This window comes from Pseudomonas sp. DCA-1 (assembly GCF_046523955.1).
In the GTDB taxonomy this organism is placed as follows: Bacteria; Pseudomonadota; Gammaproteobacteria; order Pseudomonadales; family Pseudomonadaceae; genus Aquipseudomonas; species Aquipseudomonas putida_Y.
On the sequence record NZ_CP169881.1, the window covers coordinates 1,325,242 to 1,349,997 of the forward strand.

Below are 24,756 nucleotides of genomic sequence, written 5' to 3' on the forward strand. Positions count from 1 at the left end.
GCGCAGCCTCGACCAGGCAGTCGACAAATGGGTCGTTAGGGAGATATAGCAGCCGGTGGGGAAGCAACCAGATGGCTTTCTGGGTTAATCCTTTGGTAGAGAAGCCTTAGCGAAGCCCTAGCCTGCGGGCTAAACGGCTCAGGTTTGCGCGGTCCAGGCCGAGTTCGCGGGCCGCTGCTGCCCAGTTGTCCTGGTGCCTTTGCAAGCAGGCTTCGATGATCTGACGCTGGTAAATGTCGACGGCCTCACGCAGGCCACCTTCAGGCGGGGTGGCCACTTGTAACGGTGCCGCAGGGGAGGGCAGCGAGCCTGGCGTCGTTGCCGACACGCGCAGGTCCAGGTCGATGGCGTCGAGAGTGAGGATACGTGGCCGGTCAGGGTGCTGGCCCAGCGCCTTGAGGGCCGAGCGGCCTATCAGGTGTTCCAGTTCGCGCACATTGCCTGGCCAGTCGTAGGCGATCAGCGCGGCTTGGGCCTCATGGCTCAGGCGCAGGCTGTTCAGGCCCAGCCGTGAACGGTTCTGTTCGAGGAAGTAGCCAGCCAGTAGCAGCACGTCTCGCCCACGTTCGCGCAATGGTGGCACGTGCAGCGGGTATACACTGAGGCGGTGGTAGAAGTCGGCGCGGAAGTTGCCCGTACGCACCTCGGCAGCCAGGTCGCGATTGGTCGCGGCGATCAGGCGCACGTCGACCCGGTGCTCGCGGTCCGAACCCAGGCGCTGCAGCTGGCCGCTTTGCAGCACGCGTAACAGCTTGGCCTGCACCGTCAGCGGCAGTTCGCCCACTTCGTCGAGGAACAGCGTGCCGCCGTTGGCCAGCTCGAACTTGCCGCGGCGCTCGCCATGCGCGCCGGTGAAGGCGCCGCGCACATGGCCGAACAGTTCGCTTTCCACCAAGGTGTCGGGCAGGGCGGCGCAGTTGAGGCTGACCAGCGGCTTGTCGGCACGGCTACTGGCCTGGTGCAGGGCCTGGGCCACCAGCTCCTTGCCGACCCCGGTTTCGCCGGTGATCAGCACGGTCAGGTCGCTGCTGCCGACCAGACGAATTTCTTCCACCAGGCGTTTGTGCGCAGGGCTCTGGCCAATCAGCTCTCTATCCTGGCCGCTGGCCTGGCGGTAGAGCTCGGCGCGGTGGTGTTCGTCTTCGGCGCGCAGGGCCAGGTGCTCGATACGCTCGGCCACGGTAACGGTGGCGGCTGCCAGGCTGGCAAAGGCCTGCAGGGCATCCAGCTCCAGGCTCTGGAACTGCCCGGGGGTGAGGGCGTCAAGGGTGACCAGGCCCCATGGGCGCTCATCGACCATCAACGGGCAGCCCATGCAGTCGTGCACTTCAAGGTTGGCATCGGGGGCGTGGACCAAACCATCATAGGGGTCGGGCAGTTCGGAGTCGCTGGCGAAACGGGTGGGTTCCGGGCGGCTGAGCAGGACCTGGAAGCGCGGGTGCTCGCTGACCCTGAAGCGACGGCCGAGAGTGTCGGGGCTAAGGCCATCCACTGCCAGCGGCACCAGCCATTCACCATCCAGTCGCAGCAGTGCTGCGGCATCGCACGGCAGCAGGCCACGCATGGCTTGCAACAGCCGGCGGTAGCGCTCCTGGTCGGGCAAATCGCGGGACAGGTCGCTGACCAGGGGCAGCAGGGCGGTGAGCAGCGGTTTTGTAGTCATATGGACTCCTGTAGGTCGATATGACTATACGCAGGAGTAGGTCTTTTTGACATGACCTGCATCAAGCCCCTGATTTTACGGGCGATAAAAGTTGGCACGATTGCTGTAATGGCAGTGGCAGTCATTTGAAGCCACAGGCTCAGGAGTTGTTGCAATGCTCAATGCCGAACAACGTGCAATCATCAAGGCCACTGTACCTCTGCTGGAAAGCGGCGGTGAAGCGCTGACCACCCACTTCTACAAGATGATGCTCAGCGAGTACCCCGAGGTACGGCCGCTGTTCAACCAGGCCCACCAGGCCAGCGGCGATCAGCCGCGTGCGCTGGCTAACGGCGTGTTGATGTATGCCCGCCATATCGACCAGTTGGAGCAACTGGGTGGCCTGGTCGGACAGATCATCAATAAGCATGTTGCCCTGCAGATTCTGCCGCAGCACTACCCGATTGTCGGAAGCTGCCTGCTGCGCGCCATCGAGGAAGTGCTTGGCAAGGACATTGCCACCCCAGCGGTGATCGACGCTTGGGGCGCGGCCTATGGCCAGCTGGCCGACATTCTGATTGGCGCTGAAGAAAACCTTTATAAAGAGAAGGAAGCGGCCGAGGGTGGCTGGCGCGGTACGCGTGAATTCCGCCTGGTACGCCGCGAGCAGGAAAGCAGCGAGATCGTTTCGTTCTATTTCGCCCCGGTGGATGGCATGCCGGTGCTCAAGGCAGAACCTGGCCAGTACATCGGCCTGAAGCTAGACATAGACGGTGCCGAGCAGCGCCGCAACTATTCCCTGTCGGCGCTGTGCGACGGCAAGGAATACCGCATTAGCGTCAAGCGTGAGGCGGGCGGCAAGGTCTCCAATTACCTGCACGATGACTTGGTGGTCGGCGATACCCTGCAACTGTTCCCGCCTGCGGGGGACTTCACCCTGGCAGCCAGCGACAAGCCGCTGGTGCTGATCAGCGGAGGGGTGGGCATTACCCCGACCCTGGCAATGCTGCAGGCAGCACTGCAAACCCGGCGCGAGGTGCATTTCATCCACTGTGCGCGTAACGGCGCGGTGCATGCCTTCCGGGACTGGATCGATGGTTTGGCGGCACGTCATCCACAGCTCAAGCGCTTCTACTGCTATGCCGAGCCGGAAGGTGGCGCTGCAGCCGATGCGGTGGGTTTGCTGAGTGAAGACCTGCTCGCCGAGTGGCTGCCGCAGGAGCGTGACGTGGATGCCTACTTCCTCGGGCCGAAAGGCTTCATGGCGGCGGTCAAACGCCAGCTGAAGGGCCTGGGGGTGCCGGAGCAGCAGAGCCGCTACGAGTTCTTCGGGCCGGCGGCAGCGCTGGAGTGATGTAGCGTCTGTGCCGGCCTCTTCGCGGGCAAGCCCGCTCCCACAGGTATTGCACCGGTCTTGAATGTGGTGCCGTCTCTGTAGGAGCGGGTTTACCCGCGAAGGGGCCGGTACAGGCTTATAAAGTACTCGTCCCCCCGCTGCAGCACACCTTTCTGCCTATATATAAAGGAAAGATGAAACCGGGCGCTGCGCTTTCATCCTTAATCATCCTTTAATCACGGTATCCTTCACTCCCGGGTGTCGAGGGGCTTGCTCCTGCGCGGCACCTGGGCAGCCGTTTTTTTGCCGCCCGGCGTTGAACCGACGTCGTTGCGGCCGGTCTCAGCCACACTGGATAGCCCTGCGCAGTGCTTCCGCGACGCTCCCTCGGCATGCTCACAGGCCATGCCCAGCGTGTAGACTTGCGCCCAGGCAGGCGGATCACGCTGCCACTATCCATCGAAGGAACCGGCAATGAACGAACAAACATCGCGCCTGAATCGGGAACGGCGCTTTCTGGTGCTGTTGGGCCTGATCTGCCTCTCGCTGATCGGCGGCGCCCTCTACATGCAAGTGGTGCTGGGCGAGGCACCGTGCCCGCTGTGCATCCTGCAACGTTATGCATTGCTGTTCATTGCCGTGTTTGCCTTCATCGCTGCGGCGATGCCTGGGCGCCGCAGCCTGACCTTCTTCGAAGCGTTGGTGGTGCTCAGTGCTATTGGCGGAATCGTTGCGGCCGGCAACCATGTGTATATACTCGCCAACCCCATGGTCAGTTGCGGTATCGATACCCTGCAACCGATTGTGGATGACCTGCCACTGGCAAAGCTGTGGCCACTGGCGTTTCAGGTCGACGGCTTCTGCAGCACGCCGTACCCGCCGATCCTCGGCCTGTCGCTGGCGCAATGGGCGCTTGTGGCCTTCGTGCTGACCGCAGTCCTGGTTCCGCTCGGTATCTACCGCAACCGACGCCAGGTTTAGACAAAAGTCCCGAATTGCATGGGGTCTTTTGCACTCCATGCGAAGAGGGAAAAGTTGCGCACCGCTTGATCCAGATCAATCCCGAAGCCTTGTAGAATGCGGCTTTGAGGCCTGGCAAGCGGGGTGCGACAAACTGTCGCGAAGTTGAATTATTGAGCAGTATTGTTACGGATTCTGTAAAAGACTGTTGCTCAATAAGTCATAGTCAAGGGTTGGCGACCTATCTACAATCGCCCCCAATTTCCGTTCGGCACTGCTTGCGAGTCGCAGGATTGAAGGAAGCCTCAGCGCTCCTTTTTGCTGACTTCGTCAAGTTTCGCCCAACGGCGATACCGGGCGGACACCCCTCCGCGTTTTCCCGCACCAAATGGACTTGGTCTGAAGTACAGGCCTGTTGCCTACGAAACCATAAGCACCGCTAACCCGCTTGAAGCCAAGGTCCTGCAGTCGGACCCCAGGCAGGAGTGAGTACGGGCGCGAAATGCCTCACTTGGCAGGACGAAGTGCTGGCTACCAAAACACAAATTGCATTGAAGCAAGCTGATCTAGAGGTCGTGAGATGAGTAAAAAGCGTTACCCCAGACTGTTTGGCATATTGCCCTTTTTAGGCATGCTTTTACTCAGTGGGTGCAACTGGACCCTGCTCGACCCGAAGGGCCAGGTCGGCATTGAGCAAAAGAACCTGATCCTGATCGCTACCGGCCTGATGCTGCTGGTGGTAATCCCTGTGATCATCATGACCTTGGCGTTCGCCTGGAAGTACCGTGCTTCCAACAAGGCAGCCACCTACACCCCTGACTGGTCGCACTCGACCAAGATCGAGGCCGCGGTATGGATCATCCCGATCCTGATCATCATCGCCCTGGGTTATGTCACCTACCACTCCACCCACAAGCTGGACCCGTATCGTCCGCTGGATTCGGACGTTAAGCCGATTCAGATCGACGTGGTCGCGCTGGACTGGAAGTGGCTGTTCATCTACCCGGAGCAGGGCATTGCCACGGTCAACAAGATCGTCTTCCCGGCTAACACCCCGGTCAACTTCCGCGTCACTTCCGACGCTGTGATGAACTCGTTCTTCATCCCAGGCCTGGGCGGCCAGATCTACGCCATGGCCGGCATGACCACCAAGCTGCACCTGATCGCCAACGAAAATGGCGAGTTCGACGGTATCAGCGCCAACTACAGTGGTGCTGGCTTCACCGGCATGAAATTCAAGGCTACTGCCACCTCTCAGGAAGACTTCGACAAGTGGGTCGCTGAAGTCAAGCAGTCGCCGAAGAAGCTGGACAAGGCCGAATACGCCGCCTTGGCCAAACCAAGCGAAAACAACCCGGTCGCGCTGTATAGCGAGGCTTCGCCTGAGCAGTTCCAGCTGATCGTCGACAAGTACGAAGGCATGAACCGCGGTCGTAGCCACGAAGAAGCAGGCAGCACAGATCTGGCCACAACCAAGGGTGTGGAATCGAGTATGCAACCAGCTGCCGGTGCAGAGGAGTAAGAGATGTTCGGTAAATTAAGCCTGGAGGCGATACCCTATCACGAGCCGATAGTCATGGTGACGCTTGCCATGATCGCGCTCGGCGGTATCGCTGTCGTCGGTCTTATCACCTATTTCCGCAAGTGGACCTACTTGTGGAGCGAGTGGCTGACTACTGTCGACCACAAAAAGATCGGCGTGATGTACATCATCGTCGCGATGGTCATGCTGCTGCGCGGCTTTGCCGACGCCATCATGATGCGTACCCAGCTGGCTGCCGCAACCGGCGGCTCCGAAGGCTATCTGCCGCCTGAACACTATGACCAGATCTTCACCGCTCACGGTGTGATCATGATCATCTTCATGGCGATGCCGTTCTTCACCGGCCTGATGAACCTGGCGGTTCCTCTGCAGATCGGTGCACGTGACGTTGCCTTCCCGTTCCTGAACTCCCTGAGCTTCTACCTGCTGCTGGCAGGCGTGCTGCTGGTCAACATCTCGCTGGGCGTTGGTGAATTCGCCAAGACCGGCTGGGTTGCCTATCCGCCGCTCGCGGGCATTCAGTACAGCCCTGGGGTGGGTGTCGACTACTACATCTGGGCGCTACAGCTATCCGGATTGGGTACGACGCTTACCGGCGTGAACTTCCTCGTCACCGTGATGAAGATGCGCGCACCTGGCATGAAGCTGATGGACATGCCGATCTTCACCTGGACCTGCACCTGGGCCAACGTACTGATCGTCGCTTCGTTCCCGATCCTGACTGCTGCACTCGCTCTGCTGACTGTTGACCGTTATCTGGACTTCCACATCTTCACCAACGAGCTTGGTGGGAACCCGATGATGTACGTCAACCTGTTCTGGGCGTGGGGTCACCCTGAGGTTTACATCCTGATCCTGCCGGCCTTCGGCGTGTTCTCGGAAGTAACTTCGACGTTCTCTGGCAAACGCCTGTTCGGCCACCACTCGATGATTTACGCATCGGGCGCGATCGCCATCCTCGGCTTTGCTGTATGGCTGCACCACTTCTTCACCATGGGTGCCGGCGCCAGCGTCAACACCTTCTTCGGCCTGGCGACGATGCTGATCTCCATTCCGACCGGTGTGAAGCTGTTCAACTGGCTGTTCACCATGTACCAAGGCCGTGTGCGCTTCACCGCACCGATGCTCTGGACCCTGGGCTTCATGGTCACCTTCTCCATCGGTGGCATGACTGGCGTACTGCTGGCCGTTCCGGGTGCTGACTTCGTTCTGCACAACAGCCTGTTCGTAATTGCGCACTTCCACAACGTGATCATCGGTGGCGCGGTATTCGGCTACATCGCCGGTTTCGCCTTCTGGTTCCCGAAAGCCTTCGGCTTCACCCTGAACGAGAAGTGGGGCAAAGCTGCCTTCTGGTTCTGGCTGTCGGGCTTCTACGTTGCGTTCATGCCGCTGTACGCCCTGGGCTTCATGGGTATGACCCGTCGTCTGAACCACTCCGACAACCCACTGTGGGAACCCTACCTGTACGTAGCCGTTGTCGGCGCCGTGCTGATCCTGTTCGGTATCGCTTGCCAGCTGATCCAGATCTTCGTTTCGGTCCGCGACCGCAACCAGAACCTGGACGTGACCGGCGACCCATGGGGCGGCCGTACCCTGGAATGGTCGACTTCTTCGCCACCTCCGTTCTACAACTTCGCTCACATGCCTGAGAAAGTTGGTCTGGACTGCTGGCACGAAGCCAAGGAAGCAGGCGTTGCGTACAAGGCCCCGGCCAAGTACGAAGCCATTCACATGCCGAGCAACACCGCTACCGGTCTGTTCATGGGCCTGTTCCTGACCGTCTTCGGCTTCGCCTTCATCTGGCACATCTGGTGGCTGGTTGGCGCGAGCCTGGTTGCAACCATCGCTGTCTTCGTTCGCCACGCTGCACGTGACGACCAGGGCTACATGGTTCCGGCCGAAGAAGTGGCGCGCATCGAAGGCGAGCGTATGAAAGCGCTGGCCAAAGCAGGTGCTCTGCCTGCCGGCGCACGTGTCGAATCGTTTGAGCGGGTGTAATCAATGTCCAGTCAAGTAATGCACGGCGGCGCTGCTCATGGTCACGACCATGGGCATGACGACCACCACCACGACTCGGGCCAGATGACCGTACTGGGTTTCTGGCTGTACCTGATGACCGACTGCATCCTGTTTGCGTCGCTCTTCGCCACCTACGCGGTGCTGTCCGGCAGTTTTGCCGGCGGCCCGTCGGGTCACGACATCTTCCAGCTCGATTTCGTAGCTGTTGAAACGCTGTTCCTGCTGCTGTCCTCGATCACCTTCGGCTTCGCCATGCTGAAGATGTTCGATGGCAAGAAAGCAGGTGTACTGGGCTGGTTGGCCGTGACCTTCCTGTTCGGTGCAGGCTTCATCGCGATGGAAATCTATGAGTTCCATCACCTGATCAGCGAGGGCTTCGGCCCGCAGCGCAGTGGCTTCCTGTCGGGCTTCTTCGCCCTGGTAGGTACCCACGGTCTGCACGTGACTGCTGGTCTGATCTGGATGGCAATCATGATGTACCAGATCAACAAGCACGGCATCACGCCGACCGCCAAGACCCGCATGAGCTGCCTGAGCCTGTTCTGGCACTTCCTGGACGTGGTCTGGATCTGCGTATTCACCGTCGTTTACCTGCTGGGGGTTCTGTAATGGCTAACGCACACGACACTCATCACGAAGGTAATCACGGCAGCGTCAAGTCCTACATGATCGGTTTCGTACTGTCGATCATCCTGACTGCGATCCCGTTCGGCCTGGCCATGACCGCCAGCCTGCCGAAGAACCTGACCGTTCTGATCATTGTTGCCATGGCCGTGATCCAGGTAGTTGTTCACCTGGTTTACTTCCTGCACATGGACCGCTCGAAAGAGCAACGCAACAACGTTTCGACGTTCCTGTTCACCACCTTGGTGATCGCTCTGCTTGTCGGCCTGTCGCTGTGGATCATGTTCAGCATCCACTTCGAAATGTTGGCCAAGTGAGGTAAGACTGCATGTCCGTTAAGCACTTTATCCAAATCACCAAACCGGGGATCATTTTCGGTAACGTGCTTTCCGTGGCAGGCGGTTTCTTCCTTGCCTCGAAGGGCCATGTGGATTTCGCCCTGTTCCTGGCGGTGGTGATCGGTACTTCGCTGGTGGTTGCGTCCGGATGCGTGTTCAACAACTGCATCGACCGTGACATCGACCACAAGATGGAGCGCACCAAGAACCGCGTCATGGTTCAGGGCGGCATGTCGCTGCCCCTCGCGCTGATCTACGCCACCCTGCTCGGGGTGGCGGGTTTCAGCTTGCTGTATGTCCAGGCCAATCCGCTGTCTGCGTTCTGCGCACTGATTGGCTTTGTCGTCTACGTCGGTTTCTACAGCCTGTGGCTGAAGCGTAAATCGGTGCACGGCACCTTGGTCGGCAGCCTGTCCGGTGCCATGCCTCCGGTGATCGGCTACTGCGCCGTGAGCAACAGCTTCGACCTGGCTGCGGTAACCCTGCTGGTGATGTTCAGCCTTTGGCAAATGCCGCACAGCTTTGCCATCGCGATCTTCCGCTTCAAGGATTACAGCGCTGCCAACATTCCGGTTCTGCCGGTGGCACGTGGTATCCTCGCGGCGAAAAAGCAGATCGTGCTGTACGTGCTGGCCTTCGTGCTCGCCACCCTGATGCTTACCCTCGGCGGTTACGCCGGCCTTGGCTACCTGGCCGTGGCCGCTGCCATGGGCCTGTACTGGCTGTACATGGCCTGGGGTGGTTACAAGGCTGAAGACGATAGCAAGTGGGCCCGCAAGGTGTTCGGCTTCTCCATCCTCACCGTTACAGCCCTGAGCGTGATGATGGGTGTGGACAGCCAGACCGCTGCGGACGTGCTGATGACCTACGCTCGCTGAAACTGCTGCCTGTTTCACGAAAACCCCGGCCTCTGCGCCGGGGTTTTTTTATGGGTTTTTCTGTGCCGGCCTCTTCGCGGGCAAGCCCGCTCCCACGGGCATTTCGCAGGTTTTGCGTGTGGCGCGGTCCCGGTGGGAGAGGGCTTGCCCGCGAAGAGGCCGGCACAGGGAAATATAAATTTTATATTTTCAAATAATAGATCTGAAAAAATATAACAAAACAGGAAATTATCCTTTACGTGTATCATGTTTCGGGATTATCTTCTGATTCAGGCCGCCACATCGGCCAGCGTCGCTCGGACGGTTCCGGGCGCTTACGTACTCAGAGGAAGCCATGGCCAACCCAGGTTCGCCGCGCCGCTTTGCGCGCATCGATCGTCTCCCCCCCTACGTCTTCAACATCACAGCCGAGCTCAAGATGGCTGCCCGCCGCCGTGGCGAGGACATCATCGACCTGAGCATGGGCAACCCCGATGGCGCCACCCCGCCGCACATCGTCGAGAAGCTGGTTCAGGTCGCCCAACGTGAAGACACCCACGGCTACTCCACCTCTCGCGGCATCCCGCGCCTGCGCCGGGCCATTTCCAACTGGTACAAGGATCGCTACGAGGTCGACATCGACCCGGAAAGCGAAGCCATCGTTACCATTGGTTCGAAGGAGGGCCTGGCCCATCTGATGCTGGCTACCCTGGACCAGGGCGACACGGTGCTGGTGCCCAACCCCAGCTACCCGATCCACATCTACGGCGCAGTGATCGCCGGTGCCCAGGTGCGTTCGGTGCCGCTGGTACCGGGTGTGGACTTCTTCAACGAGCTTGAGCGGGCCATCCGCGAGTCGATCCCCAAGCCTAAGATGATGATCCTCGGCTTCCCGTCCAACCCTACCGCCCAGTGCGTGGAGCTGGACTTCTTCGAGCGAGTGGTGGCCCTGGCCAAGCAGTACGACGTGCTGGTGGTGCATGACCTGGCCTATGCCGACATCGTCTACGACGGCTGGAAAGCCCCGTCGATCATGCAGGTCCCGGGGGCCAAGGACATTGCGGTGGAGTTCTTTACCCTGTCCAAGAGCTACAACATGGCCGGCTGGCGCATCGGCTTCATGGTCGGCAACCCTGAGCTGGTCAGCGCCCTGGCGCGGATCAAGAGCTACCACGACTACGGCACCTTCACCCCGCTACAGGTCGCGGCCATTGCGGCGCTGGAAGGCGACCAGCAGTGCGTCCGCGACATTGCCGAGCAGTATCGCCAGCGCCGCAACCTGCTGGTCAAAGGGCTGCACGAACTGGGCTGGATGGTCGAGAACCCCAAGGCGTCGATGTACGTGTGGGCGAAGATCCCGCCGGAGTATGCGCACCTGGGTTCGCTGGAGTTCTCCAAGAAGCTGCTGGCCGAGGCCAAGGTCTGTGTGTCGCCGGGGATCGGTTTTGGTGACTATGGGGACGACCATGTGCGCTTTGCTCTGATCGAGAACCAGGACCGTATTCGCCAGGCTATCCGCGGAATCCGGCAAATGTTCCGGGCTGACGGTTTGGCTCGCAAGTAAGCCTATCGGGGCTGCAAAGCAGCCCCAACTACCTCTTGGGTGAGCTTTCCGCCTGCCTTCTGGTTACCCGTACGCCTACCTTCAGCACTCATTTCTCACCAAAGAGATCCCCATGAGTGTCTTCACCGCCTACTTCTGCGGCACTGGTTCGCACCGTTTTGACGACGCCAATCCCAACTTCTGGAATGGCGAGCTGGTCTCGACCCTGGCCAGCAACGACCAGAGCCGGGAATTTGCCCACTGGATCGCCGTCGACGGCCCAGGCAGCGGCAACCTTCAGGATGACAACCTGTTCGTCGTACCCGGCGGCTATTTCAACTGGACTGGCCAGCTGTTTGGCCGCGGCTGGGAGGAGAACGTCAACCATGTGCTGCAGGTCATCAAAGGCGAAAGCAGTTGGCGGCGCACCAAACTCAGTGAGCAAGAATACGAGCGGCTGAAAGCTGCCGGCGTGCCGATTCCGGATGTTTCTTCCTCCGCCTCATGGTTCTGGCGAACCTACGACTACGGCGATCGCCACCCAACCCCGCAGGAACTGCAGGAGCGCATCATCAGCATGTTCCGCAAACCGCGCCTGCCAACCCAGGTCAACCTGGTGGGCTGGAGCAGGGGAGGAATCAGCTGCCACATGCTGGCCAATGCCATGGCGCAAGACCCTGTATTGCGGGGCATACCGGTGAACATATTTGCCATTGACCCGGTGCCTGGGGTCGGTAACGTGCAAGCCGAGCGCGTAACGTTGGCTGATAACGTCAAAGAGTACGTAGGCTTCTACTCGAGGGATGAGCGCTCCAAAGGTTTTGCCTGCGTGATCCCTTCGGTCGCCAGAGGGACACGGATATGCGTTTATCCTATGCCGGGCCGTCATGCCACACTGGTGGGCAACGCCTCGGCTGATGGCGCAGGCGATGGCAAGGTGCTGGTCGAACCTGGGCTGATCGTTCGCCACTTTGCCGAGGTTTGCCTGACCCGCTGGGGCGTGCGACTGGACAAACGTCTGGCCTTGAGCAGCAGCCAGTTGATGAAGTATCACCAGGTCATGGCGGCCGCCGACAGGCAGTATCAGGCCATGCGCAGTAAGTCTTACACGGTACTCACCGAGGGCGATGAGAACGATCGTCTGGTGCATTGTGGTGAGGTGCATACGCAGTTCAGCAAGGTACAGGGAGGCAACTACAAGCCGAGCGCAGGCCTGGGTTTACAACGCTGGGATGCTGAAGCCTACCAACCCATCTGCTAGCTGAAAGGGGGCGGCCGGTGAATGCACTGGTCGCCCTTGTTCAGTGGCCGGATCAGCGGCAACTTTTTTTGCATTCCCCCTCTATCCAGCGGCCCCTGGTTGGATTAAAAATGGCGCCGCGGGCCAGCCCCGATAACAACCACCTTCCCTCCGTGACATCATGTCTGAATATAACCCTTGCCTTGACTGCGGCGCCTGCTGCGGGTACTTCCGTGTGTCCTTCTTCTGGGGCGAATGCCAGTCTGCCGGGGGCGTAGTGCCGGACGACCTGGTGGTGCAGATCAACCCCACGCGCGTTGCCATGATCGGCACCGATGCCAAGCCTTGCCGCTGTGTCAGCCTTCAGGGCGAGATCGGTAAAGAGGTGGCTTGTACGATTTACGCCAACCGTTCCAGCCCGTGCCGCGAGTTTGATGCGTCGTGGGAGGGTGGGGTGCATAACCCGAGCTGTGATGATGCGCGGGCAGCGTATGGCCTGCCGCCGTTGACTCCGCCAGAGGCCAACGAGCCGCATTGGCCGGATGATGGGGCTGAGGTGGCCTGAGCGTTTTTCGTTAGCCTGTATTTCAGGCCAGTGATTCCTGTGAAGGACACGCGCGCCCCTTGGTGCATGGCGTGCTATCGCGTTGTACAAACAAGGCGGTTGCGCGCGGCTGTCACAGGCATAACTGACCCGAAACGAATGGTGCGCGTTGGTGCAGGCTGCACTGGCCCGAAACGAATGGCGCGCGTTGGTGCAGGCTGCACTGGCCCGAAACGAATGGCACGCGTTGGTGCAGGCTGCACTGGCCCGAAACGAATGGCACGCGTTGGTGCAGGCTGCACTGGCCCGAAACCAATGTAGGAGCGAGCTTGCTCGCGATGCGCCGCGCGGGCGGCGCTCGATTTGCGCACCACCACAAAAACCAAGGCATGCACACGGTGGCCCTGTCGCAATCTGCAATTGCAGGGGTTGAGAAATGGCCTGATGTACCTGTCGGGTGGGCCGGTAGCGGCTGGCAGGTGCATGCCTTGAGTTGTTCGTCGCCTATGAGATCGAGCGCCGCCCGCGCGGCGCATCGCGAGCAAGCTCGCTCCTACATTTGTTTCGGGCCAATTATTCCTGGGGGAGTTGCGCGCGACCCCTTGGCGCATGGCGTGATATTGCGTTTTTCAAACAAGGCGGTCGCGCGCGGCTGTCACGGGCATAACTGGCCCGAAACGAATGGCGCGCGTTGGTGCAGGCTGCACTGGCCCGAAACGAATGGCGCGCGTTGGTGCAGGCTGCACTGGCCCGAAACGAATGGCGCGCGTTGGTGTAGGCTGCACTGGCCCGAAACGAATGGCACGCGTTGGTGTAGGCTGCACTAGCCCGAAACGAATGGCACGCGTTGGTGCAGGCTGCACTGGCCCGAAACCAATGTAGGAGCGAGCTTGCTCGCGATGCGCCGCGCGGGCGGCGCTCGATTTGCGCACCACCACAAAAACCAAGGCATGCGCACCATGCACACGATGGCCTGTCGCAATCCCCGGTCATGTCTGCCCACTCACACTCTGTAACCGTAAACCTCATTGGGCCCGCCAGACATCGCTATCCTGCCCTGGACATGTCTTTCAAGGATGACCACATGCCCAAACCCCATGGCTGTCTACTACGTCGCGGAAGGTGTTCGGAGCCTGGCCGGCTGTACATGCTGACTTCGGTTACCTATCACCGCCGTCCATTGTTCCTGAACTTCCAATTTGCGCGCTTGGTAATTCAATTTCTTCGTAGAGCAGATCAGGAGCACCATTGCCGGTCATTGGCCTGGGTCGTGATGCCCGACCATGTACATTGGCTGCTTGAGTTGAAAGACGTGACACTCGGGACATTGATGCAGCGTTTCAAATCCCGAACCAGCCATGCTTTGCGCAAAGCTGGAGCAAGGATGGTGCCGGTCTGGCAGGCGGGTTATCACGACCGGGCTTTGCGTCATGATGATGATGTGGTGAAGGTCGCCAGATATATCATCGCCAATCCGCTAAGGGCAGGATTGGTCTCCAGGATTGGGGATTATCCACACTGGGATGCGGTCTGGCTCTGAGGGCATGCCTTAAGGGACAGGAATGACTGGCCCGAACACAAAAAAACTGACAGTCTCGCGAGCTTCGCTCGCGATGCGCCGCGTGGGCGGCGCTCGATCTACGCGCCCCTGAAGATCCCAAGGCAAGTCTCCTCAAACACACTCCATAACCCAAGACCTGCCCCACCCCACCCACATGACGTTAAACTGTCATCTCCCCAGCAATGGACAGGAGATCCGGTGTGACCCCACCCCGCAGTTTCCCCAGCGACCTCTGCCTCGACAGCCCACGCCTGCAATTGCGCCCCATGCGCCATGCCGATGCCGCGCAGTGGCTGGCGATCATGGCCGACCCCGAGGTCATGCGCTATTGGCACCATGCACCGTGGCAAGACCTGGCCGAGGCCGAAAGCGCCCTGGCCGCTGACCGCGAAGCCTATGCCAATGGCGACCAACTCAAGCTCGGTATGTACCGCCGCGACAACGGCGAACTGATCGGTATGGTCCAGCTGTTCAATATCGATGACGTTTCCCGTCGCGGCGAGATCGGCTACTGCTTGGCCAGTTCGGTGCAGGGCAGGGGATATATGGATGAAGCCTTGACCTGCTTCATCGACTACATCGCCAATACGCTGCATATGCGTCGTCTCGAAGGCGAGATCGACCCGCGCAACCAGGGCTCGGCACGCACCCTGGAGCGCCAAGGTTTTGTGCTGGAAGGCACCTTGCGCGCGCGCTGGTGCGTGGCTGGCGAGCTGTCCGACTCGGGTATTTACGGCTTGCTGCTGGAGCCGCCAGTAGTCTGATCTCGTAACACCCGAGCGTGAATTTGGAAGCGGGGCAGGGCCTGGGTTAAGGTCGTAGGCTGTCCCGTTTCTCTCAGGAATCCCCTTTGCCCGTTTTCTACCTGAGTATCAGCTTGCTGCTGTATTTGCTCGCCCTGTTCTTTGATGGCGCACTGATGGGCGGCGAGCGTCACATGCCGGCCCTGCAGATGCTGCTATACGGGCCATGGGGTATGCCATTCGGCTTGTACCAATGGTTCGCCAACCCACTGCTGGCCCTGGCCATCCTTGCCCATCGGCGGTTTCGCCGGCTGGCCTTGCTGGCCGGGCTTGCCGCGGCGTATCTGGCTGCCAGCAGTTTTGGCATCGACCGCTTGCCGGATAACCGCACCTACGAGTTTCATGACCTTACCGGCTTTGGTGCAGGCTTCTACCTGTGGCTGACAGCGATGGTGGTGTTTTGCCTTGGGCAAGCCTGGTTTTGCTGGAAGGCGCGAAGAGCTGACGACGTGCCAGGCTGGAACTGGCTTGATGTCGCCTTGATTGCCGCCCTGGGGGTAACGTTGTATGCAGCGACGCAAATGCCCTCGCTGCGCTTCGAGCCAGGCAAGGTGCTGATGCCCCCGGAGCAGCCGCAGACGCTTTGATACCCACAAGGAGGGTTAGCATGACCAAGCATTACCTGGCAGGCCTGGTACTGGCTTGCGTGCTACCGGTAGCGATGGCGGACGACTACACGGCGGCCTACGGACAGTGCATGGACAAGGCCTCCAGCACCGTGGCCATGAATGCGTGCATCGGGGCCGAAACGCAAGTGCAGGACCAGCGGTTGAACCGGGTGTACAAGCAATTGATGGGCAAGCTGGATGCCGGTCAGCAGAAGAGCCTGCGGGATGTACAGCGCAAGTGGCTGGCCTACCGTGATGGCAATTGCCAGTTCCATGTACAGGCCAGTGGCGGGACCATGGCGCAGTTGGAAGGTGGCACCTGCATGATGGACATGACCCGCGCCCGCGCGGCGGAGCTGGAGCGGGTGCTTAGCCCTGGGCAGTAGCGCCTGTTCAGGCATGATTGGCCCACTTTTGCAGGCGCGGGTTTAGCCGCGAACACCGGCTTTGCCGGTGTCATGCACCGCGTTGTCTTCTTCGCGGGTAAACCCGCTCCTACAGAGACTGCAAGGTGCTGGTTCTATTTGCGCGGTTGGCGCAGCGCCCGGGCCTTGAGGTACTCGCGCACTTCCACGGCATCCCCGGCAAACTCGATGCGCTCGGCCTTGGCTTCGCGCTGGTAGGCATACATCGGGTCGTAGTATTCGTTCAGCAAGCCTTCGATCCAGCCCCGGTGCAGGTCTACTGCGCCGCTGCGCTGCTGCTCTTCCAAGGCTTCGCGCAGCATCTCGGACAAGCGCTGATGGCGCTCTCCACCCAAACGCTTGTAGATATTGGCCATGCTCTGCAGCATGCGCTCGGCAAACAACCGGGGACCGTCTTCCTCGCCATGCACGGCTATGAACTCGGCACTCAGGTTGACCACGTAGTCGCGCAGGATGCGCTCCACGCGGTTGGTGAAGCTGTCTTCAAGCCACACCAGCGGGTAATGCTGCATGCCTTGGTACAACTCCAGCGGCACCGTGCAGCTGCCAACAATGCGGCCTTCATCTTCCAGCACGAACTGCCCGATACCGCGGTCGCGCTTTTTCAGCACGTCGATTGCCAGCTGGTTTTCAAAGTCGATCTGCGCCGGTTGCGCCGTGGCGCGCTTGCCGAAACTGGAGCCGCGATGATTGGCGTGGCCTTCAAGGTCGAGCACGTTGTCCAACTGGTGCAGCACATCGGTCTTGCCGGTACCGGTCAGTCCACCGACCAGCACGAAATCACATTGCTCTACCGCTTGCTGGGTAGTCTCCAGCAGGAAGGTACGCATGGCCTTGTAGCCGCCTTTGACACGCGGGTACTGAATGCCCGCCTCATCGCGCAGCCAGCCCTGCACGATCTGCGAACGCAGGCCGCCACGGAAGCAGTACAGGTAACCGTCAGGGTGTGCCTTGGCAAACGCTGCCCAGGCCTCCAGACGGGCCTGCTTGGTGGCGCCACTGACCAGCTGGTGGCCCAGGGCGATGGCGGCGGTCTGGCCCTGCTGCTTGTAGCAGGTGCCGACCTTCTGCCGCTCCTGGTCGTTCATCAGCGGCAGGTTTACCACGCCAGGGAAGGCGCCTTTGGCGAATTCGACGGGGGCGCGCATGTCCATCATCGGCACGTCGTCGAGGAACAGCTGACGGAAGTCGGTGCAGTCGGGGCGCATCAGATCACCTCGACCGCATGGCTCTGTCGCTCGACCAGCTTGCCGATCGGAGACAGTTTCAGGCCTAGTTCCGCAGCCTCGGCGAGGAACTCGGCTTCACCCTCCGGGGCAACAGCAACCAGCAAGCCACCGCTGGTTTGCGGGTCGCACAGCAGGTGCTTCTGGTCGTCGCTGAGGGCGCCGATCTTGTGCCCGTAGCTGTCGTAGTTGCGCAGGGTTCCACCGGGGATGCAGCCCTCGGCCAGGTAGTGGTCGACGCTAGGCAGGCGTGGCACGGCAGCATAGTCCAGGTGCGCGGTGAGGCCGCTGCCTTCGGCCAGCTCGACCAGGTGGCCGAGCAGGCCGAAGCCGGTGACGTCGGTCATGGCCTTGACCCCGTCCAGCTTGCCGAAGCGGCTGCCGGGCGTGTTGAGGGTGCACATCCAGTCGCGGGCCAGGCCCTGGTCCTGCGCGCGCAGCTTGGCCTTTTTCTCGGCAGTGGTGAGGATGCCGATGCCCAGGGGCTTGGTCAGATACAACTGGCAGCCTACGCTGGCGGTGTCGTTGCGCTTGAGGTGGCGTTTATTGACCACGCCTGTGACGGCCAGGCCAAAGATCGGCTCGGGCGCGTCGATCGAGTGGCCGCCGGCCAGCGGGATACCCGCTTCGGCGCACACCGCACGGCCGCCGCGGATGACTTCGCGGGCGACTTCCGGCGGCAGCACGTTGACCGGCCAGCCGAGGATGGCAATGGCCATCAGCGGGTCGCCGCCCATGGCATAGATGTCGCTGATGGCGTTGGTGGCGGCAATGCGGCCGAAGTCATAGGGGTCGTCGACAATCGGCATGAAAAAGTCGGTGGTTGAAACCACGCCGCGTTCGTCGTCCAGCGCGTACACTGCTGCATCGTCGCGTGACGCGTTGCCGACCCACAGTTTTGGGTCCAGGGCCTGGGTGCCGCTTTCGGCGAGGATCACGTCCAGCACCTTGGGGGAGATCTTGCATCCACAGCCGGCGCCATGGCTGTATTGGGTCAGGCGAATCGGCTCGCTCATACGCACCTCTGCAGGTCAAATTGTTGCGCGATTGTAGCAAAGCTGGCCTTTGGGCCCTTGCCTCTTATAATTCCCGGTGCCGGCAAATGTGTCGGCACTTCCCCGCTATTGAACCGGAGAACACCCATGCTCAAACGCCCCCTGGCGCTCGCCGCCGGCCTCGTGCTGTCTTGCTGTGCCGTTGTCGTTCAGGCCGCCGAAACCCTGCGGGTCAGCGCCATCCCCGACGAAGCGCCGACCGAACTGCAGCGCAAGTTCAAGCCTTTGGGTGAGTACCTGGCCAAGCAATTGGGCATGGACGTGAAGTTCGTACCCGTGGCCGACTACCCGGCGGTGGTCGAGTCGCTGGCCGCAGACCGCTTAGACCTGGCCTGGCTGGGGGGCTTCACGTTCGTTCAGGTGCACCTGAAGGACCCGACCGCCACGCCACTGGTACAGCGTGAGCAGGACGCACAGTTCACCTCCAAGTTCATCACCGCCAACCCCGACGTGAAGAGCCTGACCGACCTGAAGGGCAAGTCGTTTGCCTTCGGTTCCATTTCGTCCACCTCGGGCAGCCTGATGCCGCGTTACTTCATGCTCAAGCAGGACAATATCAAGCCTGAGGAGTACTTCGGCCGCGTGGCCTATTCCGGCGCCCACGATGCCACCGTGGCCTGGGTGCAGGCTGGCAAGGTCGATGGTGGCGTGCTGAACGCCAGCGTGTGGCAGAAGCTGGTGGATGCCGGCAAGGTCGATACCACCAAGGTGAAGGTGTTCGCCACCACCCCGACCTACTTCGACTACAACTGGACCGTGCGCGGCAACATGGACCCGGCATTGAAACAGAAAATCAAGAAAGCCTTCCTGGACCTCGACCCGAGCAACCCGGAGCACAAGGCCATCCTTGACCTGCAGGCCGCCAGCCGTTTCATCGAGACCAAGCCTGAGAACTACAAGGGCACCGAACAAGCTGCACGCGAGGCCGGCCTGCTCAAGTGACAGCTTCGAATGTGGCAATCCATCTGCACGGTGCCAGCCTGCGCCATGGCCAGGTACGCGCGCTTGATGCGGTGAGCCTGCGTATCGCGCAGGGCGAGCGTGTGGCCATCATCGGGCCGTCGGGAGCGGGCAAGTCCAGCTTGCTGCACCTGATGGCCACGGCCGTCCAGCCCAGCAGTGGGCGCCTGGAGTTGCTTGGCGAGCAGCCTTGGGCGTTGTCGGCAAGGGCACGCCAGCGCCTGCGCGCGAGGGTTGGCCTGGTACATCAATCGCCGCCTTTGCCACCGCGTCAGCGAGTGGTGACCGCGGTGCTGGCGGGGCGGCTGGGGCAGTGGGGTACGCTGCGCGGTTTGCTCAACCTGCTGTGTCCCAGCGATGTGCCGGGGGCGCGCCAGGCGTTGGCGGAACTGGGCCTGGCCGACAAGCTGTTCGTGCAGTGTGGGCAGTTGTCCGGTGGCCAGTTGCAGCGGGTGGGCATTGCTCGGGCGTTGTACCAGCGGCCGCAGGTGCTGCTGACCGATGAACCGGTGTCAGCCATGGACCCGGTGTTGGCCGACCACAGCCTCGCCTTGCTCAGTCGCCATGCCCAAGCCACTGGCGTGACGTTGGTGGCGAGCCTGCACGCCGTAGAGCTGGCGCTGGCGCATTTTCCGAGGATTATTGGTATTCGTGAAGGGCAGGTTGTGTTCGACTGCCCGGCGGAAGCCGTGACCGAACAGCTGCTGGAAGCGCTATACGCCAACGAGCAACTGGCTCCGCCGCCAACCCAGGAGCCGACCCTGACCGTGCAGATTCCGCGATGCTGAAGGCTGACGTCCGCGACCCGGCGCTGCTGCCGCGGTTGTTGCTGGCCCTGTTGGCGGTGGCAGTACTCTGGCCGGCTATCCAGTCAAGCGAACTGGACCCTTGGGTGCTGCTGCAGGCGGACAACCGTCAGCAGATTGCCAGCTTCACCAGCGCCTTCTGGCCGCCGGCACATGATGCCGATTTTCTTGCGCTACTGTATGAGGCCACCTTGCAGACCCTGGCCGTGGCGACTGCCGGCATGGCGCTGGCGTTATTGTTGGCGATCCCGGCTGGCTTGCTGGCCAGCCGTGCCTTGTCCTTGCGCGCCGCTTCACGCGGCGGGCGGGCCGGGTTCTGGTCGAGAATGTTGCGCCTACCGGTGCGCGGGCTGCTGATTTTTCTGCGTAGCGTGCCGGAGATCGTCTGGGCGTTGCTGTTCGTGCGCGCTGTGGGGTTGGGGCCGACGGCGGGCGTACTGGCTATCGCCATCACCTACAGTGGCATGCTCGGCAAGGTTTACGCCGAAATCTTCGAGTCAGTTGACCAGCGCCCGGCGCATGCCTTGTTGCAGGCGGGCAGTGGCCGGCTGGCGGCGTTTTTCTACGGCATCCTGCCCAATGCCGCCAGCGAAGTGGTGTCGTACACCGTGTACCGCTGGGAGTGCGCGGTGCGGGCTTCGGTGGTGATGGGCTTTGTCGGTGCTGGCGGGCTTGGCCAACAGATCGACCTGTCGATGCGCATGTTTGCGGGGGCGCAGGTGGCAAGCATGCTGTTGACGTTCCTGCTGCTGGTGATCCTGGCCGACCTGCTCAGCCGCCTGCTGCGTTGGAGGTTGGCATGAACCGGGTGATCAACCTGCTGCTGCTGGGCACCATCGCGGTAGCGGTGGTGGCCTCGTTCGCATACCTGGAGCTGGACCTGCACGCACTGGTCGGCAATGGCGGGCTGGGGCAGATGGGTGAGTACGCCGGGCGCTTCCTGCAGCCGGATCTGTCTACCGGCCACCTCAAGGCAGTGTGGCGCGGGGCGCTGGAAACCCTGGCCATGTCTGGCATGGGCACCTTGTTGGCAATGGTATTGGGGATGTTGCTGGCACTGCCGGCGGCGGGCCGCTTCGGTTGGCCGTTGCAAGGGGCGGCGCGTTTGCTGCTCAATGCCTTGCGCGCCATTCCTGAGCTGGTGTGGGCAGCGCTGACTGTGCTGGCGGCCGGGCTGGGGCCGAATGCCGGTACCCTGGCTTTGGCGTTGCACACCGCTGGCGTGCTGGGGCGGCTGTTTGCCGAGGCGCTTGAGAACGCCCCGCCCGAGCCGGCGGCGGCGATCCGTTTGCAGGGTGGCAGCCAGGTGGCCGCGTTCTGCTTTGGCACCCTGCCCAACCTGTGGCCGCAGTTACTGGCCTACAGCTTGTACCGCTGGGAGAACAACATCCGCATGGCCAGCGTGCTCGGGTTCGTCGGGGCGGGTGGGTTGGGGCAGATGCTGTACACCACCTTGAGCCTGTTCCAGGAGGCCCAGGCCAGCACGGTGATCATGGGTATGCTGTTGCTGGTGTTGTTCGTGGATCTGTTGAGTGATGTATTGCGCCAGCGTTATGTACGGGCCTGATGGATAGGCGATGTTTCAAAGCAACCCCAAGATCTGTCAGGTGCCGACAGCCTCGGCACACTGCGCCTCCCGCTGCATCGACTCCAGGTTACGCTCGATCGTCTCGCAGATGGTATCCATCTGGATCTGATGCTCGCTGAACCTGAACGGGCTCTGCAAATCCGTGCCGATGCGCTCGATAGCCAGCAACATGAACCCTACCACCGTCGACGCCAGCGGCGTGAACCAGCCCAGCGACTCCACCAGCCCCACCGGCACGATCAGGCAGAACAGCGTGATGAACAGCCGTGGGAAATACACATAGGGGTAGGGCAGTGGCGTATTGGCAATCCGCTCCATGCCACCCTGGGCGTTAGACAGGTCTACCAGCGTCGACTCCAGTCGCGCCAGGCGAATGCTGTCCAGCCGCCCGGCCTGGTACTCCCGCGCGAGCAAGGCCGCAGAGCCACTGAGGATGTCATTGGCGAAATTGTTCGAACGGTTGCGCCGTTCGAACTCCGCCGGGGGGATGAAGGCCATCAGTTCCTCTGGGCAGCTTTCGCCTTTCAAGTGCGCCGCCAGACAGTTCACATAGGCGATATGCCGGCGCAGCAGGGTGGCCTTGACCGGGTTCAGGCCGTCATCCGGGTCATCGATCAGCGTCAGCGTCTGCCGGGCGAAGCTGCGCGAACTGTTCACCAGCGCCCCCCACAGGGTGCGAGCCTCCCACCAGCGGTTGTAGGCGCTGCTGTTGCGAAAGCTCACCAGTACCACCAGCGCTGAGCCCAGCAAGGTCAACGGGATCAGTGGCAGGGTGAACTTGCTGTTCAAGAACAGCATGAAATCGAGGGTGACCAGCACATCCCAGATCAGCAGCCAGAACAGCGACCAGCCGATATAGCCGATGGTCTTCACCACCAGGCGGTACTTGCGGGCGATGACGTCTTTCACGCGGGGGTACCTCGGAACGCGGGGGATGCAGGATGGGACGCCGAGGCTCGTCGAAGGTTCGAGGGTTGAATGTTGCAAGGGATTTTGTAGCTGAAACGAAGGGAAAAATCCGACCAGCCCAGCGGATGTACCTGAATTCCTGATTCAGCTCAAAAACGACAGAGTGGGTCGTTTCGATCCTTGAATGAGTGTATCCATAAGGATACGATTGGGTGACCACTTGATGTTTCTCGTTGAACAGACGGAAAGCTTTGCCGCTTGGCTATCGAGCTTGAGAGATTTGAGGGCCAGGCTGGCGTAGGTCGTAGGCTGGAGCGAGCAGCGGCGGGCAATCTTGGTGACTTCAAGTGGCTTGGAGGCGGTATTGGTGAGCTTCGCATCGACATAGCTGCCGGTTATCGCGTCTATTTCACGCAAAAGGGGCAGAGGTTGGTTTTACTGCTGGTCGGCGGCGACAAGTCCACCTAGGCCGCCGACATCCTCAAAGCCAGAAAGCTGCTGAAGGTGATGAAATGAGCGAAAAATTGATCCCGTTTGATATGACCGCCTTGTTGAGCAGCGATGAGGCAATCAGTGAATACCTTAGCCAGGTGCTATCAGGTGGCGATACCGAGGAAATCATTCGAGCACTTGGCCATATCGCTCGTGCACGGGGCATGACACATATTGCTACGGAGAGTGGGCTGGGTAGAGAAAGCCTGTACAAGGCGCTGAGCCCTGGCGCGAAGCCTCGTTTTGACACTGTATTGAGGGTCATTCGTGCGCTGGGGGTTGACCTTCTCGTTCAGCCACATGCAGTGACCCGCTGATCCAGCTCGGTCAAGTCAGTATTTGCTTCATCTGCACCAACGCTACCCGCGTGCCGTCCCACGCCTGCCGCTCCTCGATGCCGAACGGTGTGAAGCCCAGCTGTGGATAAAGCAGCAGGCCGGCGGTGTTGTGATTGAAGCATGACACCCAGACCTCCCGGGCGCTGTACTGCTGGCGGGCGAGGTCGATCATGGCCGTTACCAGATAACGCGCTACACCACGGCCGCGGGCGCTGGGGGCCACCACTACGTTGCCCAGGGCACATACGCCGCCATGTTCGGCTTTGTAGAAATTGGCGAAGGCCAGGACAGCGCCGTTACCTTCCACTACCGTGGAGCCGCTGCGTTGGGCGATGGCGTCGCTCAGCTGGTTGGGGGTGAGGGGGGCGGTGGCTTTGGGGAACATGTAGAACAGTTCGTCCGGGCTCTGCGGAAAGCTGCAGATAACGGGGATGTCTTCTGGCCGGATGGGGCGGTGGGTCAGGTGCATGGCAGGTCCTTCTCGCGTTGGCTGGCAGGGCCTCTTCGCGGGTAAACCCGCTCCCTCAGGTACTGCACAAGGCTCAAATCCTGTGCAGGCCCTGTGGGAGCGGGTTTACCCGCGAAGAGGCCATCAGCCTCACATCATAGGCCGCTTTCCATCCAACACCGCGCCCCGATTCATGGCTTGGCGGCCACCGCCACGTAGCCTTTGACCGCAGCCGGCGCCCTCGGCTTGGCCTTGTGCGCCAACAGGTACTGATAGCGCCGCCATTCCTTGTCGATCTCGTTGAATGACATGAACACGCTGATGCGATCCTTGCCCGCCAGGTCAGGGCGCTTGCCAGCGTCGATCTCGCGGGTGGGAATGATCGCGACGTTGATACCTACGACCTTGCCGTCATCGGCAAACACAGGCCCGCCCGACATACCCTTGGTAATCGGGCCGTCATGCACCGAGTAGAAGACGCTGCCCGGCGTACCTTCAAGCCGTACCAGCGACGACAGGGCATGGCCCTTGCCCTGCATCGGCATCATGAAACTGTTGAAGCCCACCGCCGTCACGGCTTCCCCTGGCACGTACTGGCGCCAGTGCGGCACGTTGCTGGCCTTGTGCTTGAAGAACACCACGTCACCCAGGCCCTCATGGACCACGTTGCGCAGGAACGGGGTGTGTTTGGCGGTGACTGCGTAATCCTCGTTCCACTGGATGGCGCTGGCCATCAGCAACATGGGGAGCGGGGCACCTGATGTGACCACGAACGCCTGGCTGTAGATGGGATCTGAAACGTAAGACGTTGGCACTCCATTGCACCCACTGAGCAGCATCATTGCCGCCATGCAGGGCGCGACTGTTTTCATGGGACACACATTGCGT

25 protein-coding genes and 1 pseudogene are annotated in these 24,756 nt (G+C 61.0%); 20 read left to right on the forward strand and 6 right to left on the reverse strand.

The window, feature by feature from the left end:
- Positions 1 to 106 precede the first annotated feature (106 nt).
- Positions 107 to 1,663: a nitric oxide reductase transcriptional regulator NorR gene (norR, locus tag ACE4QZ_RS06415; RefSeq protein ID WP_021781741.1), complete on the reverse strand. Its 1,557-nt coding sequence runs from the start codon at positions 1,661 to 1,663 to the stop codon at positions 107 to 109.
- Positions 1,664 to 1,817: 154 nt separating this feature from the next.
- On the opposite strand from norR, the gene hmpA reads away from it, so the two are divergent.
- The 14 genes from hmpA to ACE4QZ_RS06485 all read left to right on the forward strand — a co-directional run bounded on the left by hmpA (position 1,818) and on the right by ACE4QZ_RS06485 (position 16,007).
- The gene (hmpA, locus tag ACE4QZ_RS06420; protein ID WP_021781742.1) at positions 1,818 to 2,996 is read left to right on the forward strand and encodes an NO-inducible flavohemoprotein; all 1,179 of its coding nucleotides are present in this window, start codon (positions 1,818 to 1,820) and stop codon (positions 2,994 to 2,996) included.
- Positions 2,997 to 3,452: 456 nt separating this feature from the next.
- Entirely contained in the window at positions 3,453 to 3,959 is a 507-nt protein-coding gene (locus ACE4QZ_RS06425) for a disulfide bond formation protein B (protein WP_021781743.1), read from the forward strand.
- 559 nt (positions 3,960 to 4,518) lie between these two features.
- Positions 4,519 to 5,460 carry a ubiquinol oxidase subunit II gene (gene cyoA, locus ACE4QZ_RS06430; protein WP_021781744.1) on the forward strand — a complete coding sequence of 314 codons (942 nt, stop codon included), beginning with the start codon at positions 4,519 to 4,521 and terminating at the stop codon, positions 5,458 to 5,460.
- A gap of 3 nt (positions 5,461 to 5,463) precedes the next feature.
- On the forward strand, positions 5,464 to 7,482 hold the full coding sequence (cyoB, locus tag ACE4QZ_RS06435) for a cytochrome o ubiquinol oxidase subunit I (RefSeq protein ID WP_003248603.1): 2,019 nt from the start codon (positions 5,464 to 5,466) through the stop codon (positions 7,480 to 7,482).
- A 3-nt stretch (positions 7,483 to 7,485) separates the two neighbouring features.
- A complete protein-coding gene (gene cyoC / locus ACE4QZ_RS06440; protein ID WP_012051225.1) occupies positions 7,486 to 8,112 on the forward strand; it encodes a cytochrome o ubiquinol oxidase subunit III in 627 nt (208 codons plus the stop codon).
- Positions 8,112 to 8,444, forward strand: coding sequence for a cytochrome o ubiquinol oxidase subunit IV (gene cyoD, locus ACE4QZ_RS06445; RefSeq protein ID WP_003248599.1), 333 nt, complete (start codon positions 8,112 to 8,114; stop codon positions 8,442 to 8,444). Before cyoC ends, cyoD begins: the two co-directional genes overlap by 1 nt.
- A gap of 11 nt (positions 8,445 to 8,455) precedes the next feature.
- Complete coding sequence (cyoE, locus tag ACE4QZ_RS06450) at positions 8,456 to 9,343, forward strand: heme o synthase (protein WP_003248596.1); 888 nt, start codon at positions 8,456 to 8,458, stop codon at positions 9,341 to 9,343.
- A 334-nt stretch (positions 9,344 to 9,677) separates the two neighbouring features.
- Positions 9,678 to 10,886, forward strand: a complete 1,209-nt coding sequence (gene alaC, locus ACE4QZ_RS06455; RefSeq protein WP_021781745.1) for an alanine transaminase — start codon at positions 9,678 to 9,680, stop codon at positions 10,884 to 10,886.
- A 112-nt stretch (positions 10,887 to 10,998) separates the two neighbouring features.
- Positions 10,999 to 12,126: a hypothetical protein gene (locus tag ACE4QZ_RS06460; protein ID WP_021781746.1), complete on the forward strand. Its 1,128-nt coding sequence runs from the start codon at positions 10,999 to 11,001 to the stop codon at positions 12,124 to 12,126.
- 160 nt (positions 12,127 to 12,286) lie between these two features.
- Positions 12,287 to 12,670, forward strand: coding sequence for a YkgJ family cysteine cluster protein (locus tag ACE4QZ_RS06465; RefSeq protein WP_003248590.1), 384 nt, complete (start codon positions 12,287 to 12,289; stop codon positions 12,668 to 12,670).
- Positions 12,671 to 13,733: 1,063 nt separating this feature from the next.
- Positions 13,734 to 14,189, forward strand: coding sequence for an REP-associated tyrosine transposase (locus ACE4QZ_RS06470; RefSeq protein ID WP_021781749.1), 456 nt, complete (start codon positions 13,734 to 13,736; stop codon positions 14,187 to 14,189).
- Between the two features lie 221 nt (positions 14,190 to 14,410).
- A complete protein-coding gene (locus ACE4QZ_RS06475) occupies positions 14,411 to 14,974 on the forward strand; it encodes a GNAT family N-acetyltransferase (protein ID WP_021781750.1) in 564 nt (187 codons plus the stop codon).
- 86 nt (positions 14,975 to 15,060) lie between these two features.
- Positions 15,061 to 15,600 carry a hypothetical protein gene (locus tag ACE4QZ_RS06480; RefSeq protein WP_103443511.1) on the forward strand — a complete coding sequence of 180 codons (540 nt, stop codon included), beginning with the start codon at positions 15,061 to 15,063 and terminating at the stop codon, positions 15,598 to 15,600.
- Between the two features lie 20 nt (positions 15,601 to 15,620).
- Entirely contained in the window at positions 15,621 to 16,007 is a 387-nt protein-coding gene (locus ACE4QZ_RS06485) for a lysozyme inhibitor LprI family protein (protein ID WP_103463241.1), read from the forward strand.
- Positions 16,008 to 16,141: 134 nt separating this feature from the next.
- Here the strand turns inward: ACE4QZ_RS06485 and mnmH are convergent, their stop codons facing one another.
- Positions 16,142 to 17,254: a tRNA 2-selenouridine(34) synthase MnmH gene (gene mnmH / locus ACE4QZ_RS06490; protein ID WP_103443513.1), complete on the reverse strand. Its 1,113-nt coding sequence runs from the start codon at positions 17,252 to 17,254 to the stop codon at positions 16,142 to 16,144.
- Positions 17,254 to 18,288: a selenide, water dikinase SelD gene (gene selD / locus ACE4QZ_RS06495; RefSeq protein WP_021781754.1), complete on the reverse strand. Its 1,035-nt coding sequence runs from the start codon at positions 18,286 to 18,288 to the stop codon at positions 17,254 to 17,256. Before selD ends, mnmH begins: the two co-directional genes overlap by 1 nt.
- 126 nt (positions 18,289 to 18,414) lie before the next feature.
- Between selD and ACE4QZ_RS06500 the strand changes: the two genes are divergently transcribed.
- Genes ACE4QZ_RS06500 through phnE form a run of 4 tightly spaced genes read left to right on the forward strand, consistent with a single transcriptional unit; the run spans position 18,415 to position 21,660 of the window.
- Positions 18,415 to 19,269, forward strand: a complete 855-nt coding sequence (locus ACE4QZ_RS06500) for a putative selenate ABC transporter substrate-binding protein (RefSeq protein ID WP_021781755.1) — start codon at positions 18,415 to 18,417, stop codon at positions 19,267 to 19,269.
- The gene (locus ACE4QZ_RS06505) at positions 19,266 to 20,075 is read left to right on the forward strand and encodes a phosphonate ABC transporter ATP-binding protein (protein WP_028697388.1); all 810 of its coding nucleotides are present in this window, start codon (positions 19,266 to 19,268) and stop codon (positions 20,073 to 20,075) included. The genes ACE4QZ_RS06500 and ACE4QZ_RS06505 overlap by 4 nt, the downstream gene beginning before the upstream one ends.
- Positions 20,069 to 20,896, forward strand: coding sequence for a PhnE/PtxC family ABC transporter permease (locus ACE4QZ_RS06510; RefSeq protein ID WP_103463240.1), 828 nt, complete (start codon positions 20,069 to 20,071; stop codon positions 20,894 to 20,896). The genes ACE4QZ_RS06505 and ACE4QZ_RS06510 overlap by 7 nt, the downstream gene beginning before the upstream one ends.
- Positions 20,893 to 21,660 carry a phosphonate ABC transporter, permease protein PhnE gene (gene phnE / locus ACE4QZ_RS06515; RefSeq protein ID WP_021781758.1) on the forward strand — a complete coding sequence of 256 codons (768 nt, stop codon included), beginning with the start codon at positions 20,893 to 20,895 and terminating at the stop codon, positions 21,658 to 21,660. The genes ACE4QZ_RS06510 and phnE overlap by 4 nt, the downstream gene beginning before the upstream one ends.
- Before the next feature lie 36 nt (positions 21,661 to 21,696).
- Here phnE and ACE4QZ_RS06520 read toward each other — a convergent pair whose 3' ends face one another.
- Positions 21,697 to 22,590: a bestrophin family protein gene (locus ACE4QZ_RS06520; RefSeq protein WP_103463239.1), complete on the reverse strand. Its 894-nt coding sequence runs from the start codon at positions 22,588 to 22,590 to the stop codon at positions 21,697 to 21,699.
- A 223-nt stretch (positions 22,591 to 22,813) separates the two neighbouring features.
- Here ACE4QZ_RS06520 and ACE4QZ_RS06525 point away from each other — a divergent pair.
- Together ACE4QZ_RS06525 and ACE4QZ_RS06530 are read left to right on the forward strand one after the other, a co-directional pair.
- A pseudogene (locus ACE4QZ_RS06525) lies at positions 22,814 to 23,058 on the forward strand (type II toxin-antitoxin system RelE/ParE family toxin).
- Positions 23,059 to 23,102: 44 nt separating this feature from the next.
- Positions 23,103 to 23,399: an addiction module antidote protein gene (locus ACE4QZ_RS06530; RefSeq protein WP_103463238.1), complete on the forward strand. Its 297-nt coding sequence runs from the start codon at positions 23,103 to 23,105 to the stop codon at positions 23,397 to 23,399.
- Between the two features lie 10 nt (positions 23,400 to 23,409).
- Here ACE4QZ_RS06530 and ACE4QZ_RS06535 read toward each other — a convergent pair whose 3' ends face one another.
- Together ACE4QZ_RS06535 and ACE4QZ_RS06540 are read right to left on the reverse strand one after the other, a co-directional pair.
- Positions 23,410 to 23,889 carry a GNAT family N-acetyltransferase gene (locus tag ACE4QZ_RS06535; RefSeq protein WP_103463237.1) on the reverse strand — a complete coding sequence of 160 codons (480 nt, stop codon included), beginning with the start codon at positions 23,887 to 23,889 and terminating at the stop codon, positions 23,410 to 23,412.
- Between the two features lie 170 nt (positions 23,890 to 24,059).
- Positions 24,060 to 24,707 carry a trypsin-like peptidase domain-containing protein gene (locus ACE4QZ_RS06540; RefSeq protein WP_103463458.1) on the reverse strand — a complete coding sequence of 216 codons (648 nt, stop codon included), beginning with the start codon at positions 24,705 to 24,707 and terminating at the stop codon, positions 24,060 to 24,062.
- Positions 24,708 to 24,756: the final 49 nt, after the last annotated feature.

Bases quoted from the DNA above. Each gene is read 5' to 3' on its own strand.
- cyoA (WP_021781744.1), top strand. From the start codon at position 4,519: ATGAGTAAAAAGCGTTACCCCAGACTGTTTGGCATATTGCCCTTTTTA.
- ACE4QZ_RS06535 (WP_103463237.1), bottom strand. From the start codon at position 23,889: ATGCACCTGACCCACCGCCCCATCCGGCCAGAAGACATCCCCGTTATC.
- cyoB (WP_003248603.1), top strand. From the start codon at position 5,464: ATGTTCGGTAAATTAAGCCTGGAGGCGATACCCTATCACGAGCCGATA.
- norR (WP_021781741.1), bottom strand. From the start codon at position 1,663: ATGACTACAAAACCGCTGCTCACCGCCCTGCTGCCCCTGGTCAGCGAC.
- cyoD (WP_003248599.1), top strand. From the start codon at position 8,112: ATGGCTAACGCACACGACACTCATCACGAAGGTAATCACGGCAGCGTC.
- ACE4QZ_RS06500 (WP_021781755.1), top strand. From the start codon at position 18,415: ATGCTCAAACGCCCCCTGGCGCTCGCCGCCGGCCTCGTGCTGTCTTGC.
- cyoC (WP_012051225.1), top strand. From the start codon at position 7,486: ATGTCCAGTCAAGTAATGCACGGCGGCGCTGCTCATGGTCACGACCAT.
- ACE4QZ_RS06460 (WP_021781746.1), top strand. From the start codon at position 10,999: ATGAGTGTCTTCACCGCCTACTTCTGCGGCACTGGTTCGCACCGTTTT.
- selD (WP_021781754.1), bottom strand. From the start codon at position 18,288: ATGAGCGAGCCGATTCGCCTGACCCAATACAGCCATGGCGCCGGCTGT.
- cyoE (WP_003248596.1), top strand. From the start codon at position 8,456: ATGTCCGTTAAGCACTTTATCCAAATCACCAAACCGGGGATCATTTTC.
- phnE (WP_021781758.1), top strand. From the start codon at position 20,893: ATGAACCGGGTGATCAACCTGCTGCTGCTGGGCACCATCGCGGTAGCG.
- alaC (WP_021781745.1), top strand. From the start codon at position 9,678: ATGGCCAACCCAGGTTCGCCGCGCCGCTTTGCGCGCATCGATCGTCTC.
- hmpA (WP_021781742.1), top strand. From the start codon at position 1,818: ATGCTCAATGCCGAACAACGTGCAATCATCAAGGCCACTGTACCTCTG.
- ACE4QZ_RS06425 (WP_021781743.1), top strand. From the start codon at position 3,453: ATGAACGAACAAACATCGCGCCTGAATCGGGAACGGCGCTTTCTGGTG.
- ACE4QZ_RS06470 (WP_021781749.1), top strand. From the start codon at position 13,734: ATGCCCAAACCCCATGGCTGTCTACTACGTCGCGGAAGGTGTTCGGAG.
- ACE4QZ_RS06485 (WP_103463241.1), top strand. From the start codon at position 15,621: ATGACCAAGCATTACCTGGCAGGCCTGGTACTGGCTTGCGTGCTACCG.
- ACE4QZ_RS06530 (WP_103463238.1), top strand. From the start codon at position 23,103: ATGAGCGAAAAATTGATCCCGTTTGATATGACCGCCTTGTTGAGCAGC.
- ACE4QZ_RS06540 (WP_103463458.1), bottom strand. From the start codon at position 24,707: ATGCTGCTCAGTGGGTGCAATGGAGTGCCAACGTCTTACGTTTCAGAT.
- ACE4QZ_RS06510 (WP_103463240.1), top strand. From the start codon at position 20,069: ATGCTGAAGGCTGACGTCCGCGACCCGGCGCTGCTGCCGCGGTTGTTG.
- ACE4QZ_RS06465 (WP_003248590.1), top strand. From the start codon at position 12,287: ATGTCTGAATATAACCCTTGCCTTGACTGCGGCGCCTGCTGCGGGTAC.
- mnmH (WP_103443513.1), bottom strand. From the start codon at position 17,254: ATGCGCCCCGACTGCACCGACTTCCGTCAGCTGTTCCTCGACGACGTG.